Source organism: Parendozoicomonas sp. 209JJ7-1 (assembly GCF_058147085.1).
Map to the genome: position 1 here is coordinate 119,477 of NZ_JBYVJU010000004.1, position 15,533 is coordinate 135,009.

General features: G+C 50.5%; 13 protein-coding genes. 11 read left to right on the forward strand and 2 right to left on the reverse strand.

Annotated elements, in window-relative coordinates; all coding sequences use genetic code 11:
- Positions 1-333 precede the first annotated feature (333 nt).
- The 4 genes from ACY2RQ_RS05610 (at position 334) to ACY2RQ_RS05625 (ending at position 4,571) form a co-directional block, all read left to right on the forward strand.
- On the forward strand, positions 334-1,410 hold the full coding sequence (locus ACY2RQ_RS05610; RefSeq protein WP_490111977.1) for an aminoglycoside phosphotransferase family protein: 1,077 nt from the start codon (positions 334-336) through the stop codon (positions 1,408-1,410).
- The gene (gene murU, locus ACY2RQ_RS05615) at positions 1,383-2,099 is read left to right on the forward strand and encodes an N-acetylmuramate alpha-1-phosphate uridylyltransferase MurU (protein ID WP_490111978.1); all 717 of its coding nucleotides are present in this window, start codon (positions 1,383-1,385) and stop codon (positions 2,097-2,099) included. Before ACY2RQ_RS05610 ends, murU begins: the two co-directional genes overlap by 28 nt.
- A 105-nt stretch (positions 2,100-2,204) precedes the next feature.
- Positions 2,205-3,032: a co-chaperone DjlA gene (gene djlA / locus ACY2RQ_RS05620; RefSeq protein ID WP_490111979.1), complete on the forward strand. Its 828-nt coding sequence runs from the start codon at positions 2,205-2,207 to the stop codon at positions 3,030-3,032.
- A gap of 144 nt (positions 3,033-3,176) precedes the next feature.
- A complete protein-coding gene (locus tag ACY2RQ_RS05625; RefSeq protein ID WP_490111980.1) occupies positions 3,177-4,571 on the forward strand; it encodes a class I adenylate-forming enzyme family protein in 1,395 nt (464 codons plus the stop codon).
- Positions 4,572-4,620: 49 nt separating this feature from the next.
- On the opposite strand, the gene ACY2RQ_RS05630 is transcribed toward ACY2RQ_RS05625, so the two are convergent.
- Entirely contained in the window at positions 4,621-6,087 is a 1,467-nt protein-coding gene (locus tag ACY2RQ_RS05630; protein ID WP_490111981.1) for an FAD-dependent oxidoreductase, read from the reverse strand.
- Between the two features lie 1,018 nt (positions 6,088-7,105).
- Between ACY2RQ_RS05630 and ACY2RQ_RS05635 the strand changes: the two genes are divergently transcribed.
- Both ACY2RQ_RS05635 and ACY2RQ_RS05640 read left to right on the forward strand, forming a co-directional pair.
- Positions 7,106-7,495 carry a hypothetical protein gene (locus tag ACY2RQ_RS05635; protein WP_490111982.1) on the forward strand — a complete coding sequence of 130 codons (390 nt, stop codon included), beginning with the start codon at positions 7,106-7,108 and terminating at the stop codon, positions 7,493-7,495.
- A 185-nt stretch (positions 7,496-7,680) separates the two neighbouring features.
- Positions 7,681-8,070: a hypothetical protein gene (locus ACY2RQ_RS05640; RefSeq protein WP_490111983.1), complete on the forward strand. Its 390-nt coding sequence runs from the start codon at positions 7,681-7,683 to the stop codon at positions 8,068-8,070.
- Positions 8,071-8,853: 783 nt separating this feature from the next.
- Here the strand turns inward: ACY2RQ_RS05640 and ACY2RQ_RS05645 are convergent.
- Positions 8,854-9,492, reverse strand: a complete 639-nt coding sequence (locus tag ACY2RQ_RS05645; protein ID WP_490111984.1) for an arylesterase — start codon at positions 9,490-9,492, stop codon at positions 8,854-8,856.
- Between ACY2RQ_RS05645 and ACY2RQ_RS05650 the strand changes: the two genes are divergently transcribed.
- The 5 genes from ACY2RQ_RS05650 (at position 9,479) to ACY2RQ_RS05670 (ending at position 15,464) form a co-directional block, all read left to right on the forward strand.
- Positions 9,479-10,204, forward strand: a complete 726-nt coding sequence (locus ACY2RQ_RS05650; protein WP_490111985.1) for an ABC transporter ATP-binding protein — start codon at positions 9,479-9,481, stop codon at positions 10,202-10,204. The two genes, ACY2RQ_RS05645 and ACY2RQ_RS05650, sit on opposite strands and share 14 nt — an antisense overlap.
- Positions 10,201-12,720: an ABC transporter permease gene (locus ACY2RQ_RS05655; RefSeq protein ID WP_490111986.1), complete on the forward strand. Its 2,520-nt coding sequence runs from the start codon at positions 10,201-10,203 to the stop codon at positions 12,718-12,720. Before ACY2RQ_RS05650 ends, ACY2RQ_RS05655 begins: the two co-directional genes overlap by 4 nt.
- 98 nt (positions 12,721-12,818) lie before the next feature.
- Entirely contained in the window at positions 12,819-13,934 is a 1,116-nt protein-coding gene (locus ACY2RQ_RS05660; protein WP_490111987.1) for a diacylglycerol/lipid kinase family protein, read from the forward strand.
- Positions 13,935-13,990: 56 nt separating this feature from the next.
- The gene (rpe, locus tag ACY2RQ_RS05665) at positions 13,991-14,656 is read left to right on the forward strand and encodes a ribulose-phosphate 3-epimerase (protein WP_490111988.1); all 666 of its coding nucleotides are present in this window, start codon (positions 13,991-13,993) and stop codon (positions 14,654-14,656) included.
- Between the two features lie 124 nt (positions 14,657-14,780).
- Positions 14,781-15,464, forward strand: coding sequence for a phosphoglycolate phosphatase (locus ACY2RQ_RS05670; protein ID WP_490111989.1), 684 nt, complete (start codon positions 14,781-14,783; stop codon positions 15,462-15,464).
- Positions 15,465-15,533: the final 69 nt, after the last annotated feature.

Here is a 15,533-nt window from a genome sequence, read left to right on the forward strand (position 1 = left end):
TGAGCCTGGACCCGCCAAAAGAACCGAATGATACTGCAATATAAGGGTCAGTCACCAGAGTGCGGGTAGATATAACACTGCTTACAGAATATTTTTGCCTGTTTTGCGGAGCTGAACCCCTATACCATACTCATATAAAAGTGCGTGCGGCTATTTTATAAAAGAATGAGCCTCTGGACGCAGGCATTCTGTGCATCCTGTTAAATCTTTGGGTGATATACGCTACTTTTTACTGCGGAGCGCAGGGGTTACTACAAAAAGCAGAGCTGACGCCCAATGCAAACGCGCGAGTACGAGTATAAGCTAGCCCACGAATTGGAAAATTGTCAGAGAATGGACCTGAAAACTGTTCCCAAGCCGACTTTGGATTCCGGAGTGACCGATGCCCGTTTTACGGACCTTGATAACTGGTGCGCAGAACGATTATCTGCCCTGGGTGGCGGGCCGGCCCAGCAGGGGCTGGAAACCGTCTCTGGCGATGCCAGCTTCCGGCGCTACTTCCGTGCCCATACCCTGAATGATGCCAGTTTTATTGTTGTGGATGCTCCGCCGGAGCATGAGGATTGCAAACCCTTTGTCTCTATAGCCCGTAGCTGGCGGGAACAGGGTGTTCGAACCCCCGCTGTGCACTCGGTGGATTTAAGCCGCGGCTATATGCTGCTGGAAGATTTTGGTGACACCCTGTTGTATTCCGGCCTGACAGAAGAGAGCGCCGGGCGTCTGTATCAATCGGCTTTTAATGCGCTCCATGCATTGCAGCAAACGGCTGTTCCCAGCGATTACATACTGCCTATATACGACGAAAATCGCTTATACGAGGAGATGCAGCTTTTCCCTGACTGGTGTCTGGAAAAGCTCCTTGGCATAACATTGGGCCAGGATGAGAATAATCTTATAAAGCGCTTCTTTGATCTGCTGGCTGGTTCGGCTCTTGAGCAGCCATCTGTTCCCGTGCACCGGGATTACCATTCCCGCAATATCATGATGTTGTCCGACGGACTGGGGCTGATCGATTTTCAGGACGCAGTGCTGGGCCCGGTGACCTATGACCCTGTCTCTCTGCTAAGGGACTGCTATATCGACTGGCCCCAGAAGCAGGTCTACCAGTGGCTGGACACTTATGCCGTGGGCTCAAAACATCTGAAAAATATTTCTCAGGATAAACTTTACCAATGGTTTGACTGGATGGGTGCCCAGCGCCATGTGAAAGTGCTGGGTATTTTTGTCCGACTCTGGCTAAGGGACAGCAAGCCGGGATACCTCAAAGATATTCCCCGGGTATTCGCATACCTGCTATGGGTCTGTGAGCGTTACCGGGAATTGAATGATGTAGCCCGCTGGCTCCATGAGGATGTGCAACCCCGGCTGCAGCAGCAAAGCTGGTGGCAGGATTATCAACTGCGGGTATGACCATGGAGCAGCAAAAACCCCGGGTGGCCATGATTCTCGCGGCCGGCAAAGGCATCCGTATGCGCCCGCTCACATTGGAAACTCCCAAGCCCTTGATTCCGGCCGGTGGCAAACCGCTGATTGTCTGGCATATTGAGAGACTTGTTCAGTCAGGTTTCAAAACGCTGGTAATCAACCACGCCTGGCTGGGTGATAAACTCGAACAGGCCGTTGGCAGTGGCGAACGCTGGGGGATTGAAATTCGCTGGTCCAGGGAATCAGAACCCCTGGAGACCGGAGGTGGAATCCGGCAGGCTCTGCCTCTGATCGGTGATGCCCCCTTTTTGCTGGTTAACGGAGATGTGTTTACGAATATTGATTTTTCTCGACTGACACTGCCCAAAGAGGCGCAGGCTCATCTGGTGCTGGTGAACAACCCGGAGCACAATCCATCCGGGGATTTTGCCCTGGAAGGAAACCGGATTGTCAAGGAAGTCGGGCAACATCTGACTTTTTCCGGTGTCAGTGTATTAAGCCCGGAACTGTTTGCCAGCACCCACTCCGGAGAGTTCCCCCTGGTTTCAGTATTATGGCCCGCCATAGACAGAGGACGGGTAACAGGTGAGCATTTTCAGGGATACTGGCTGGATGTGGGTACTCCTGAAAGATTACAGACACTGGATAATGATCTGGCTGCCGGACGCGTATAAACTGGCCGTTTTTCCTGTTGGCCTGAGTAATAAGTGATCTTGGCCAGAAAAGCTTTGGACAAGCAACAGTTTGAGAGAAACAACAACCTGAGAGATAAGCAGGGTATGTGGTTTAGAACAGTTTTATTTGGATTCCTCGGTTTTCTGTTTGGCGGCCCTTTTGGTGGCATTATGGGAGCCTTAGTGGGCGCTTTTCTGGATAACCAGAACCAGGGGCCAAGAGTCGTTTATGGACGGCAGAGCAGTCGTCAGCGTCAGCAGACCCAAACGGCTTTTTTTGAAGCCACATTTCTGACCATGGGGAAACTGGCCAAAGCCGATGGCCGGGTCAATGAAGAAGAGATTCAGCTGGCTACAACGCTGATGAATGAGATGCGCCTTGGTTCTGAGCAGAGAAAGCAGGCCATTCATCTGTTTGACCAAGGGAAGAGTGGCGCGCCTGTAAGCGAGGTTCTGCAGCGCTTCCGCCAGACCGCAGGCAACAGCCTGGTGCAGATGTTTCTTGAGCTTCAGTTGCAGGCAGCCTGGGCAGATGGGCAGATCGGCCAGGCAGAGCTGAATACCCTCCACGAGATCTGCCGGCACCTGGGAGTTAACCGTTTCACCTTCGATATTCTGCACCAGCGTTTTCAGGCCCAGCGCTCTTTCTATTCACGCCATGCCGGGCAGAGGGGTTACCAGCAGCAGGGTTGGGGCAGTGTTTCCAGTCGTGATGAGTTGAAGGAAGCCTATGCCACCCTGGGGGTGTCCAGCGATGCAAGTGATCGGGATGTAAAACGGGCCTGGCGCAAGCTGATGAGCGAACACCATCCGGATAAACTTGTGGCCAAAGGTCTGCCGGAAGAAATGATGGAAGTAGCCAAGAAGAAAACCCAGGAAATCCAGGCCGCTTATGATCTTATCCAGCAACATCGTAAACGTCAGAAGCCGTAAAGCTGTTCTGACAGAAAAGAATGCAGGAAAGTGTCAGGTTTGAATAAGTACTTACCGTAGTTTGCTGTTGATGTTCAGCGTACGAATAGCTAGTCTGGACGAGTAGTCTGTTTACAAAAAATGAAATAGAAAAGTACCCGGGTTATGCAAACCAGCAGCCGTGAATCGATTGAATTTTATGTGCGTAGGGGGTTTTGGGGAGAAGAATCCCTGGAGAGTCTGTTTCGACGTACAGTTGCCATTCATCCCGGGCGTCTGGCCCTGGTGGACCCTCCTGACCGGGAATCTTTCACAGACGGCAGTTGTCGCCGCCTGACCTACAGTGATCTGTTCGTCGCGGTCAGGGATGTCAGCGCAAAGCTGCTGGCCGCCGGTCTGAAAAAAGATCAGGTGGTGGTTACTCAGCTTCCCAATACTGTTGAAACAGTTGTTCTCCACCTTGCGATTGCCCGTATTGGCGCGCTGCTGTGCCCCATGTCTGTAGATCAGCACTCTGCAAGCCTTGCGGAAATGGCTCTTCAGCTGAATCCTGTCATGTATATCGGTGGTCGCTATCAACATCGGGATTTACTGAAACAGGCCCGCTCCTGGTTGCCGGAGTCCTGCCATTTTGCCAGCTTTACCTCTGACCCTGCCGGTGATGTGATTAACCTGTCCCTTGACAGTCCGGTCATGCCGGAAGATATCCGCCTGCTTGGCCAGATTATGGATACATTTCCTGTGTCGCCTAACGAGGTGTTTACCCTTACCTGGAAGCGAAATGTTGAGCACCATCCGGCTATTCCCCGCACCCATAACCAGTGGTTCGCTCTGGCATCGTTTATCTATGAAGGGGCTGGGCTGCGTAATGGCGATAATCTGCTGTGTGCCTTCCCGCTTTCTGAGATTTCCGGTATTGGCTCGTTTCTGTATAACTGGCTGATGGCGGGTGCCCGGCTGGTACTGAATCAGACCGGTAATTCAGAGCAGATTCTTGAACAGGTGCAGCAGGAACGTATTGATTGTCTGGGTGTGCCACCGGAGCTGATGACAAAGTTCTCCAGATCCCTGAAGGATCACCGGGACTGGCTGAAAAATGTGCGCTGCCTGATTTCCGGCTTCTCTCCACTGGAAGCGGACGTTGCCAAAACCGTTGCCCGGGAAGGGCAGGTAGTAGTATTGAACTGCTACAGCACCAGCGAGGGTGCCAGCCTGCTGGCGACTCCTGCAGATCGCTGCAACCAGTGGAGTGAGCAGCTGTTCCCCCGCTTTGATGACCAGGTGGATGGCTGGAACAGCCGTATGTCACGAATGGTCAGCACCCGCCTGGTAGATCCGAAAGCTGGTAATGAAATTACCGCTCCCGGCTGCCCTGGTGAACTGTTTGTCAAAGGCCCTTCACTGTTTGATCGCTATTACCCCAGTGGTGACGAGCAGGATGAAGAAGGCAATCATGATGGTTTCCAGGGAACCGGCGATCTGTTTGTGATTGATGAGCAGAACCCCCGCTTCTACCGGTTTGTTGGTCGCAGGGATCAACTCACTGCTTCGATGGGTTAATTAACCGAGGACTATTGCCATGGACATCGCCAGGGACCATCAATAGTCCTCAAGCAAATTCAGTGTCGCTCACCGAGTAGCGGCATTGTTCTGTATACTCTGTTGGAAAATAGCTTAAACGATAAGCATCAGGTGCTAATTGTCGTGCGATGTCCAGAGCACTGTTCAGTGCTGATTCCTGAGATGTATACCCCGCCATGACGCTATGACAAAACCACATATTGTCTGTACCCTGATAATGCTTCAGTCCCTGCCGGGCAGCCATGGTTTTTGGGGTATAAATAACATGGTGGAAATCCACGCTTTTGAAGATTTTCTTTTCAGAGATGCTGATGCTTGCCCCGGCTGTGACTAATGTTTTGAGAAGGTTTGGATTGTACTGGGAGTAGAGAGGTAACTTCCCCAGCCAGAAGGTCACAGCTATTTTCTGGTCAAAATGATTCTTCTGCAGACTGGTAAAAGCCCACTCCTTTCGAGATGGAGGCATCAGGCTGGTATCACTATGGATTACCGTTGGGGTGCAGACGTAATTTACGTTGCCCAGATGCGTCAGAACAGTTTTGGGTATTCCGTGAATTGCGGTTGTATCTCGCGGGCTCGTAGAAATAATAATGTCATCGGCAATGTACTGTCCTCCGGCTGTTGTGTGAATAATCCAGTGCGCCCCCGTTCTGTTGATTGCCGAAACGACAGCATTTGTTTCAAAGTGACAATTTGACTGTTTACGGACTCTTTCCAGAATTCCCCCCATGCCATACTGGAAAAGCACCATATGTCCGAGAAAAGCTGCCGGCAGCAGGTGGCCTATGTAGGTAATCAATGTATGGGCATCCTCCTGGCCGATTGTGTCCAGACACCCTCCTCCTACTGAAGCTATAACCGGAAGAATAAGATCTCTCTGTGCCTGACGGCTAATACCAGTTGTTGCCAGCCACTGGCTGATATTGAGCCCAGGGTTTGTCGGGCTTCTGGTCATTTCGTAGCACTTATAGGTGAACTGGAGCAGAGCCCAGAGGTATTCATCGTTTTTGAAATTCAATGGATTGATCAGGTGATGCCAGGTTGGGGTATGGAAAGTGGCTGGCTGGCCTGCCTGCTGTATAGCGAAATCAAGGAAAAACCTGAACTTGTCTTTTTCTTCAATACCAACAGCCTCAAGCAGACGAAAATAGTTAGGGTAAGCACCAGGGCAGCAGTATTGAGCACCGATATCAACCGGGAAGGTAAATCCCCCGGTGGTAATGGGAATTGTAGTGACCTGACCACCCAGATTTGGTTTTTTTTCCAGCAGGGTGACATCATGGGTACCGCTGAGCAGCCAGGCGATAAATATCCCGCTGCTGCCTCCACCAACAATGACTATGCGTTTGCGTAGTGTAGATGTATTGCAGGTCGCGTGAAGCCCAGGAGCCATTCCTGCAGCAAGTAATCCAGATGTGGACAGCAGGTTTTGGTTGAACTGACGACGAGAGTAAAGCCTGGCAGACGGCTTATAACGTGTATTTCTGGTAGTCATTATCTTGCAGCTTTTGGGAAAGACTGGTGATCAAGGATAGATACCAGAAAAACCTTTGCCTGCAGGTTCAGTTTTTTGTATTTAGAGCCTGGACTGTCGGGTGTATACCGTCGGGATTTAAGCAACTGCATTCATTCTGACACAAGCACGCTTGATAGAGAAAATGGCTGGTCATTAGATACAACCACTTCATTAATGAACAGTGCCGTTTATATGTGTGTGTAGGGTGTTGGTAGGCTTATAGCAGCATATAATATGCTTAAGCTAAAATAATATTGGTGAACAGAGCGGCTTTTACCAAACTTCGTTCGGGTTTCATCAGTCACGTTTTTGGAATTCTCTGTCATGGTGTCCAGTGTCAGAACTCTTTGTTATGTAACGCTCATCTCCCTCTGCTCATTCACTGCATCTGCAGGGGTTCCCCTAACCGACTGTGAGCAAATGCCTTCATATTTTTTCAGGCTCGAAAATGATGGTGAATGGGATAATCTCTTTGCCCAAGCTGATGCCCCAAAAAGCGGGGCGGAATATTGTAAACATTATGATGTACCAGGCCATCATATGTATAAATCTTGTTTCCCCTTCTACAACATGTCCAAGAATAGCTATATGGAATTGACTGTTAATCTGTCCTGCGGGCATCGAACGTATGCGATACCCCCAAACACAGCCCAAGGCTGGAGACAGCAATGGGATTCGACGGCGGATGCCAATGTCACTATTGTTAATCACACTTCTGGAAAACAAATTTATAACGGAGCTGTAAAAAACAGAGTGGGCTTAAAATGCGATGCTACCCACTGTGAGGCATGGAATTCAACCTCCGATTAAAGTCGGTGGTGAGGGCTGCTTCATTACTGATCAGCTTTTAACAAACTACATTCGGTTTTCATCTTTATTCACGTTTTCGGAGTTCTCTGTCATGGTATCCAGCACCAGAATGCTTTGTTATGTAATGGCCATCTCCCTCTGCTCATTCACTGCATCTGCAGGGGTTCCCCTAACAGACTACGAGCAAATGCCTTTATCAATTGACAGGCTCGGAAATGGCGAATTGGATAATCTCTTTGCAGAAACTGATGTCCCGGCAAGTGGTGAGGAATATTGTAAAGAGTTAGATGTACAAGATCATCAAGAGCAGATCTCTTGCCTCCCTTTCTACAACATGTCCAAGAATAGCTATATGAATGTGATTTTTGCTCTTTCTAGCCAGAAGGATATAGGGTACGGGATAGCACCAGGCACAGCTGATGCATTTGCTGAACGTTTGGGTGCAGCAGGGGGTACTAATGTCACTGTTTTTAATCCCTATGCTGGAAAACAAATTTATAAAGGCGTTGTAAAAAACAGAGTTGGCTTAAAATGTGACGCTACTCACTGTGAGGCATGGAATGCAACCACCGATTAAAGTCGGTGGAGAGCTGCTTCATTAATGATCAGCTTTTAACAAACTTCATTTGGCTTTCATCTTTAGTTACGTTTTCGGAGTTCTCTGTCATGGTATCCAGCACCAGAATGCTTTGTTATGTAATGGCCATCTCCCTCTGCTCATTCACTGCATCTGCAGGGGTTCCCCTAACAGACTGGGAGCAAATGCCTTTATCAATTGACAGGCTCGGAAATGGCGAATTGGATAATCTCTTTGCAGAAACTGATGTCCCGGCAAGTGGTGAGGAATATTGTAAAGAGTTAGATGTACAAGATCATCAAAAGCATAAATCTTGTCTCCCTTTCTACAACATGTCCAAGAATAGCTACATGAACGTGATTTTTGCTCTTCCTAGCCAGATGGATGTAGCGTACGGGATAGCACCAGGCACAGCTAATGCATTTGCTGAACGTTCGGGTGCAGCAGGGGGTACTAATGTCACTGTTTTTAATCCCCATGCTGGAAAACAAATTTATAAAGGCGTTGTAAAAAACAAAGTTGGCTTAAAATGCGACGCTACTCACTGTGAGGCATGGAATTCAACCTCCGATTAAAGTCGGTGGTGAGGGCTGCTTCATTACTGATCAGCTTTTAACAAACTACATTTGGCTTTCATCTTTAGTTACTCTTTCGGAGTTCTCTGCCATGGTATCCAGCACCAGAATGCTTTGTTATGTAACGGTCATCTCCCTCTGCTCATTCACTGTATCTGCAGGAGTTCCCCTAACAGACTACGAGCAAATGCCTTTATCAATTGACAGTCTCGGAAATGGCGAATTGGATAACCTTTTTTCACAAGCTGATGTCCCGACAAGTGGGGAGGATTTCTGTAAAAAGACCGATGTACGAGCTCATCACGAGTATAAATCCTGTCTTCCTTTCTATAACATGTCCGAGCATAGCGATATACTTGTGACTTTTCATATAGTTGGTTACCGGGATCAGAAGATTTCGATACACCCAAGCACAATGCAGCCATTTAGAGTACCTTCGGATTCGACACCGGATATCAATGTCACTATTTTTAATCCCGCTTCTGGAAAACAAATTTATTACGGAGCTGTAAAATACAGAGTGGGCTTAAAATGTGACGCTACTCACTGTGAGGCATGGAATGCAACCACCGATTGAAGCCGGTGGTGAGGGAGCGTTGATAATTAATTAAATCAAGGAAACTGCTATTTGCAGCATACTCAGATAGTTGTGACCTAACCTTTCGTATCTGGTAGCTACTCATCGAAACTGTTTCAGCTTCTGAAACAAGCGTTCTACAAGATCCCTTTTCTTACATACTGTCTCTGTTTCTTGCAGCTTCGACGAGGAGTATAGTGTGATGGTTAATTGTCAACGCTCCTTAGTAAAGGCTGGAGATGAGGCCAGATATTGTCCAGTATTTTGGATTGGGCTTTTGCTGTTGGATGAATGCCATCCGGCTGGTTCAGTTCTGGCTGTCCAGCTATTCCATTCAGGAAGAATGGCAGTATTTCAGCGCCGTATTGCTTCGCCAGTGAATGATAAATCCCGTTAAAGCGTTTGGTATAGACTGGCCCGTAGTTTGGGGGGATCTGCATCTCCAGCACGAGCGTGGGAATCTCCCTCTGCTTTAGCATCTTAATCATGTTGTCCATATTGGCTTGAATGGTTTTCAGGGAGATTCCCCGTAAGCCATCATTGGCACCCAACTCCAGCAGCACCAGATCCGGTCTGTGCTGATCCAGGGCTGCCGGTAAACGACTCAGGCCGCCTGCCGTGGTTTCGCCGCTGATGCTGAGATTCACCACTTGCCACTGGGGGTGGCTCTGACGTAGTTTGGTTTCAAGCAGTGACACCCAGCCCTGGCTCAGCTCAAGACCATAAGCCGCGCTGAGGCTGTCACCATAAATCATCACTGTCCGGGAAGTGGCAGCCCAGCTGTTAACGGACAGAAATAATAAGACCAGTAACAACATTAAACGGCGACGTATGCATTCAACCACAGATTTTTTAACCACAGGGCTCTCCGATTCTTCTTCATCCGGTGATGTCGTCACAGCCAGAGGGCTGGAAAAGACAGTACAGACCGGGAATGGTGCGCTCACTATCTTGTCGGGGCTTGATCTGCAGATCAAGAGGGGCGAAGCCGTCGCAATACTGGGCATGTCTGGCTCTGGCAAGTCCACCCTGCTGGGAATTCTGGCGGGGCTGGACCTTCCCAGCAGCGGCGAGGTGGCTCTGGCGGGAGAGCGTATTGATACTCTGGATGAAGACCAGCGTGCCCGGATTCGAGGGGAGTATACCGGCTTTGTCTTTCAATCCTTTCAGCTGCTTCCCAATCTGACTGCACTGGAAAACGTTATGCTGCCTCTGGAACTGGCCGGACGGGATAAACCGGTACAGCGGGCGGAGAACTTATTGAATCGTGTAGGACTGGAAAAGCGTCTGGAACACTATCCACGACAACTGTCCGGCGGTGAACAGCAGCGGGTGGCCATTGCCCGGGCCTTTGCCGGTGAACCCAATATTCTGTTTGCCGATGAACCCACCGGCAACCTGGACGAGAAAACCGGTGAGAAAATTATTGATCTGCTGTTTGAAGTAAACCGGGAGCAGGGAACCACCCTGGTGCTGGTAACCCATGACCTGACTCTGGCCAAACGTTGTAACAGGATGCTGCATCTGCATGGTGGTCGTCTGGAGCAGCAGCCATGAGCCGGTTGAAAGCCATGAATGGATCAAAAGGTACAGCTACTCTCTCCTGGCGTTTTCTGCTGAGGGACTGGCGTACCGGGGAGCTTTGGCTGCTGGTGCTGGCACTGCTGATGGCGGTTTCTGTCAGTACAGCAATCGCGCTGTTCAGCGATCGCCTGCAACTGGCTATGGGACAGCAGGTGGCCGAGGTGATGGGAGCGGATATGGTGATTCGCAGCCCCAGGCCCGTACAGGAGCCGGTTCTGAAGCACGCCAGAGATCAGCAGATTGAGTTGTCTCGTATACTGGAATTTCCGTCAGTGGTGCTGGCTGGAGATGAGATGCAACTGGTCTCTGCCAAGGCGGTTGAGAACAACTACCCGCTGCGAGGACACATTCGAACATCTCCCCGACCTTTCACTCAGGATGTTGTAACTGCCGAAGTACCTGCGGTCGGCGAGGCCTGGCTGGAACCAAGGCTGTTCCCTTTGCTGGGTGTTGCTATAGGCGACAAGGTTTTTCTGGGAGAAACAGAGCTGACCATCACTCGGGCTATAACCCTGGAAACGGATCGGGGTGGTAACTTCTATAGTCTTTCCCCACGGCTAATGTTCAATATGGCCGATGTTGAGCGCACCAAAGTGATTCAACCCGGCAGCCGGGTAAGCTGGAAAACCCTGATGGCGGGTGAACCTGCGCAACTGAAGGCATTCCAGAACTGGAGCAAGGACAAACTCAATACCAGCGAAAAACTGGTGCGGGCGGACGACGATCGCCGTGAACTGCGTAATTCAGTTAAACGTCTGCGGCAGTTTCTCGGTTTGGGAAGTATGGCTGCTGTGCTGCTGGCAGGTGTTGCTGTGGCAATGGCCACGCGACGGTTTGTAGAGCGTCGTTTTGATGCCAGTGCGGTGATGCGTTGCCTGGGTGCCAGCCGCCGGCGAGTGTTGAACCTACTGGCGGGTGAACTTCTGATAGTGGCCGTGCTGGTGACTCTGCCGGGTATGCTCCTGGGCTGGCTGCTGCAGGCGGGATTTGTTGCGCTGCTAAAAGGTGTGCTGCCGGCCTGGCTGCCGGAGCCCGGGCTGATGCCAGTACTGGTGGGTGGTTCTACAGGCTTTATTACTCTGGTGGGTTTTGGTCTTGCCCCTCTGCTACGGCTGCAGCAGGTGTCGCCTTTAAGGGTCTTGCGTCGAGAACTGGTTCCGGCTCCCGTTTCTGCCTGGCTGGTATACGGCTTCTCTCTTGCCGCTATGGTTTTTCTGCTGTGGTACTACACCGGTGAGCTGATAATGACCCTGATTCTGGTGCTGGCCTCTGGAGTGGTGCTGACAGTAATCACTCTTGGGCTGCGAGGCATGCTGAAGCTGATGGATCGTATGAGCGGTAGTCGTATGCTCTCTTACCACTGGAGACTGGGGCTGAAACGGATCGTGCAGGAACGGGGCAGTTCATCAGCTCAACTGCTCGCCTTTACTCTGACCTTCCTGGCTATGGCCGTGGTGCTGGTGTTGCGTACCGATCTGCTGTCACGCTGGCAAAATGAGCTGCCGACACAAACGCCGAATTACTTCGCTATCAATATTCAGCCATCGGAATTAAAAGGCTACAGAGAGTTTCTGGAGCAGAATAATATTGATGCAACCGAGCTGTATCCAGTGATCCGTGGTCGTCTGGTTGAGGTTAATGGTGTTGCGGTGCGAGAAGCGGTATCCAAAGATGAGCGTGGTCATAATGCTCTGAATCGGGAGCTGAATCTGACCTGGTCTGAACAGTTGCCAAAGAGCAATACCCTGGTTCAGGGGGAGTGGTGGCCTGAGGGCAGTGACAAGGGCCTCTCTGTAGAGCAGGAGCTGGCGGAGCATCTGAAAATCAGGATAGGTGACCAGCTGACCTTTATGGTGAACGGGCGCTCCTTTACCCAGGAAGTCACCAGTATTCGCCAAGTGCAATGGGAGTCATTCCAGCCCAATTTCTATATGGTGATGCCTGAAGCTGCGATGCGGGATTTGCCTGCGACCTGGCTGAACAGTTTCTATCTGGAGCCTGAACGTAAGGTGGAACTGAATGAGCTGATTCGGCAATTCCCTTCAATCACTTTACTGGACCTGGATGCGGTGATTTCACAGGTGCGCAAAATGGTTGAACAGTCCTCTCTGGCAGTGGAAGCGATGCTGGGCGCACTGCTGTTGGCTGGTCTTCTGGTCATGGCGGCGGTCATTGAGTCCGGTATCGACCAGCGACTGCAGGAAGGGGCATTGATTCGTTCTCTCGGCGGAACACGCAGACAGTTGATGGTTATGCAGGCCGGTGAGTTTTTAATGTTTGGCGCTCTTGCTGGTTTTCTGGCCGCTGCAGGAACGGAACTGTGCAGCTACTGGCTGAATACAAGAGTATTTGAGCTGTCATGGCAACCCGTACTCTGGCTCTGGCTGGCTCTTCCCCTGACGGGAGCCCTGGTGCTGGGTATTTCTGGCTGGCTGGGGGTGCGCCGTGTTATCAGTCAGGCACCTACGGCGGCGCTGCAGGAGATTTGATTTAAAATCATTTTCAGGAAAGAGCCCTTTCCTCCTGCTATTTTTCCCCCTGCTATGTTGTTCGGCCATTGAATATGGTTGTTTTGCAGGGGGAATTCATGTCGCTCGTAAGATGCTTTTGTGTCGTTGGGTTGTTCCTTCTGATATTTCCATTTCTGGTTTTTGGAGGCTTTTCAGAAGCTCTGTTTATTGTCAATGAAGGCAGTTGTCATGGGCGTTGCAAAACAGCATGGCCAGGGATTGAAAGCCTGTTGAAGATGTCTGGGTTTGTGCCAGGGAAAGAGACCTCTGAGCCAGGAATGATTCCCTATACCGTTCATAAAACCACCGGGCCGGGTAATGCCAGTGATTTTGCTTGTGAATATTATCAAAAGTGGCATCAACAGAAGGAAAACGCCGATGAAAAGCTGCTGATTGCCGGGGTCGGTGGAGATGGCACCATCAGTGAAATGGTGCAAGAACTTGATGATAAACCCGATGTTGTTTTTGGAATAATCCCCAGTGGTTCAGGCAATGATATCGCCAGAAATATCGGTATCAGTAAGGGGCATATTATGGAAGCTATCCGGATATTAAAGGATGGTACCCCTGTGGCTTATGGTGCTTATAAAGTGTCTGCGTCCAGGCGAGTGTCGAGTGGTGGAGGGGCAGGTAAGCAAATCAAGCGATGGGCACTCGATGAGGTAGATTTTGGTGTTGGTGCCCGTGCCGGCTGGATGAAATATCTGCACGACACGAACCAGCCTGTCAGCAGGATGGTGAAGGGGTGGCCCAGATTCCTGATGTACCCAACGGCAACAATCGCGGCCTGTATATATGGTCATCCTGAGTCCCTGGAATTTGATATTGATGGGGTGGGTGAGTCCTCTGGGGGTTGGGTAAATATATTGATTGCGACATGCGGACCCTTTGCGGGTAATGGCGTGAAATTCAATCCGAAGCAAAAACCAGGCAATAGTGAAGGAACCCTGATTTACGGGTGTGGTCTGGGCCGCTTTCGGGAGTTTGCGAACCTCACTGCATTGTCGCTTGGGCTTCCCCCTTGTGACTTCCGGCGCATAGAGTTCTCAAAATTGCAGGTCAGGAAAAAGGAAGGATCTGAAGGGGAATCATCCGTTATGCAGATAGACGGCGAGCCGTTTTTCCTGGCACCGGCAACTATAGAGTGGCACCCGAAGGTGTTTACCTTTATGGGTAAAGCTGCTGTTCAGTGATGTGTACCGGGCAGCAACCGGTTACAATCAGGTTTTTTCCGCTCGTGATAAAAACCATGAAAGACTTGCAGATCGCCCCCAGTATTCTGTCCGCTGACTTTGCCCGCCTGGGTGAAGAAACTCAGGCCGTGCTGGATGCCGGTGCCGATATGATTCACTTTGACGTGATGGACAATCACTATGTGCCCAACCTGACATTTGGTCCCATGGTGTGTAAATCCCTGCGTAACTATGGCATTACCGCGCCTATCGATGTGCATCTGATGGTAAGCCCGGTGGATGGCCTGATTCAGTCTTTTCTGGAAGCGGGAGCCAGCTATATCACCTTCCATGCGGAAGCCAGCGAACATGTAGACCGCAGTCTGCAAATGATCCGTGATGGCGGTGCCAAGGCGGGCCTGGTGCTGAATCCGGCCACTACCCCTGACTGCCTTGGATATGTGATGGACCGACTGGATATGATTCTGCTGATGTCGGTCAACCCGGGGTTTGGCGGCCAGAAGTTTATTCCGTCCACCCTGGCCAAGGCCCGTGAGGTGCGCAAGATGATTGATGACAGCGGTCTGGATATTCGCCTGGAGATCGACGGTGGCGTGGGCGTACAGAATATCCGCGAGATCGCCGATGCCGGCGTGGATACCTTTGTTGCCGGTTCTGCCATCTACAATGCCGAGGACTACAAGACCGTGATTGATAGTATGCGGGCAGAGCTGATTCGCTGATACTGATAGATATTTTCCCTTTTCGCAGGGGGCATTTTCCCTGCGACCTGATATTCCCCCACGTTCATCGGTACGGTTTCCTCTTAACAAAAAAATCCCGAACAGGTTTACCAGGGAGAGAAAAATGGTGCTGCAGAATTTATTTGCGGGCAGTATGCCCCGGCTGATTATGTTTGACCTGGACGGTACCCTGGTGAACAGTGTACCCGACCTGGCTGTTGCCACAGACCAGATGCTTCAGTCCCTGGGTAAACCTGTAGCAGGTGCTGATAAAGTCCGGTTATGGATCGGCAATGGTGTTCCTGTGCTTATTCAGCGTGCCCTTGCTGACGCAGGGCTGGATACGGATTCGGACAATATTGTGTACCAGAAAGCCAGGGATATTTTTCACAAAACCTATGACCTGGCCTGCGGCCAGTACAGCGTACTTTATGCTGGCGTTGAAGAGGCTCTGCGAGGTTTAAAAGAGCAGGGCATTACCCTGGCTGTGGTCACCAATAAAAGTGAACGCTTTACCGGTTCATTATTAAAGCACCTGAACCTTGACGATTATTTTTCCATGGTTGTGTGTGGGGATACCCTGGAACAACGCAAGCCGGACCCTGAGCCATTGTTGCATATTATGAAGAATTTTCAGGTTGGCCCGGAGCAAACCCTGATGGTAGGGGATTCCCGCCATGATATTGCTGCGGCCCGGGCAGCGGGAGTGCTCTGTGCGGCGGTGCCTTATGGGTATAATCATGGTGAACCGATTCACGCATTTTCCCCTGATTTGCTTGTTGATTCCCTTACAGAGTTACTTTGCTAAGCGGGGTATACAAAAAAGAAGCCGGGATGAGCCCGGCTTCTAAGTACTATTAATCAATAATCATGAAGG

Coding starts and splice junctions, on each gene's coding strand:
- ACY2RQ_RS05610 (WP_490111977.1), top strand. CDS start 334: ATGGACCTGAAAACTGTTCCCAAGCCGACTTTGGATTCCGGAGTGACC.
- djlA (WP_490111979.1), top strand. CDS start 2,205: ATGTGGTTTAGAACAGTTTTATTTGGATTCCTCGGTTTTCTGTTTGGC.
- ACY2RQ_RS05625 (WP_490111980.1), top strand. CDS start 3,177: ATGCAAACCAGCAGCCGTGAATCGATTGAATTTTATGTGCGTAGGGGG.
- ACY2RQ_RS05630 (WP_490111981.1), bottom strand. CDS start 6,087: ATGACTACCAGAAATACACGTTATAAGCCGTCTGCCAGGCTTTACTCT.
- ACY2RQ_RS05635 (WP_490111982.1), top strand. CDS start 7,106: ATGCCTTTATCAATTGACAGGCTCGGAAATGGCGAATTGGATAATCTC.
- ACY2RQ_RS05640 (WP_490111983.1), top strand. CDS start 7,681: ATGCCTTTATCAATTGACAGGCTCGGAAATGGCGAATTGGATAATCTC.
- ACY2RQ_RS05650 (WP_490111985.1), top strand. CDS start 9,479: ATGCATTCAACCACAGATTTTTTAACCACAGGGCTCTCCGATTCTTCT.
- ACY2RQ_RS05655 (WP_490111986.1), top strand. CDS start 10,201: ATGAGCCGGTTGAAAGCCATGAATGGATCAAAAGGTACAGCTACTCTC.
- ACY2RQ_RS05660 (WP_490111987.1), top strand. CDS start 12,819: ATGTCGCTCGTAAGATGCTTTTGTGTCGTTGGGTTGTTCCTTCTGATA.
- rpe (WP_490111988.1), top strand. CDS start 13,991: ATGAAAGACTTGCAGATCGCCCCCAGTATTCTGTCCGCTGACTTTGCC.
- ACY2RQ_RS05670 (WP_490111989.1), top strand. CDS start 14,781: ATGGTGCTGCAGAATTTATTTGCGGGCAGTATGCCCCGGCTGATTATG.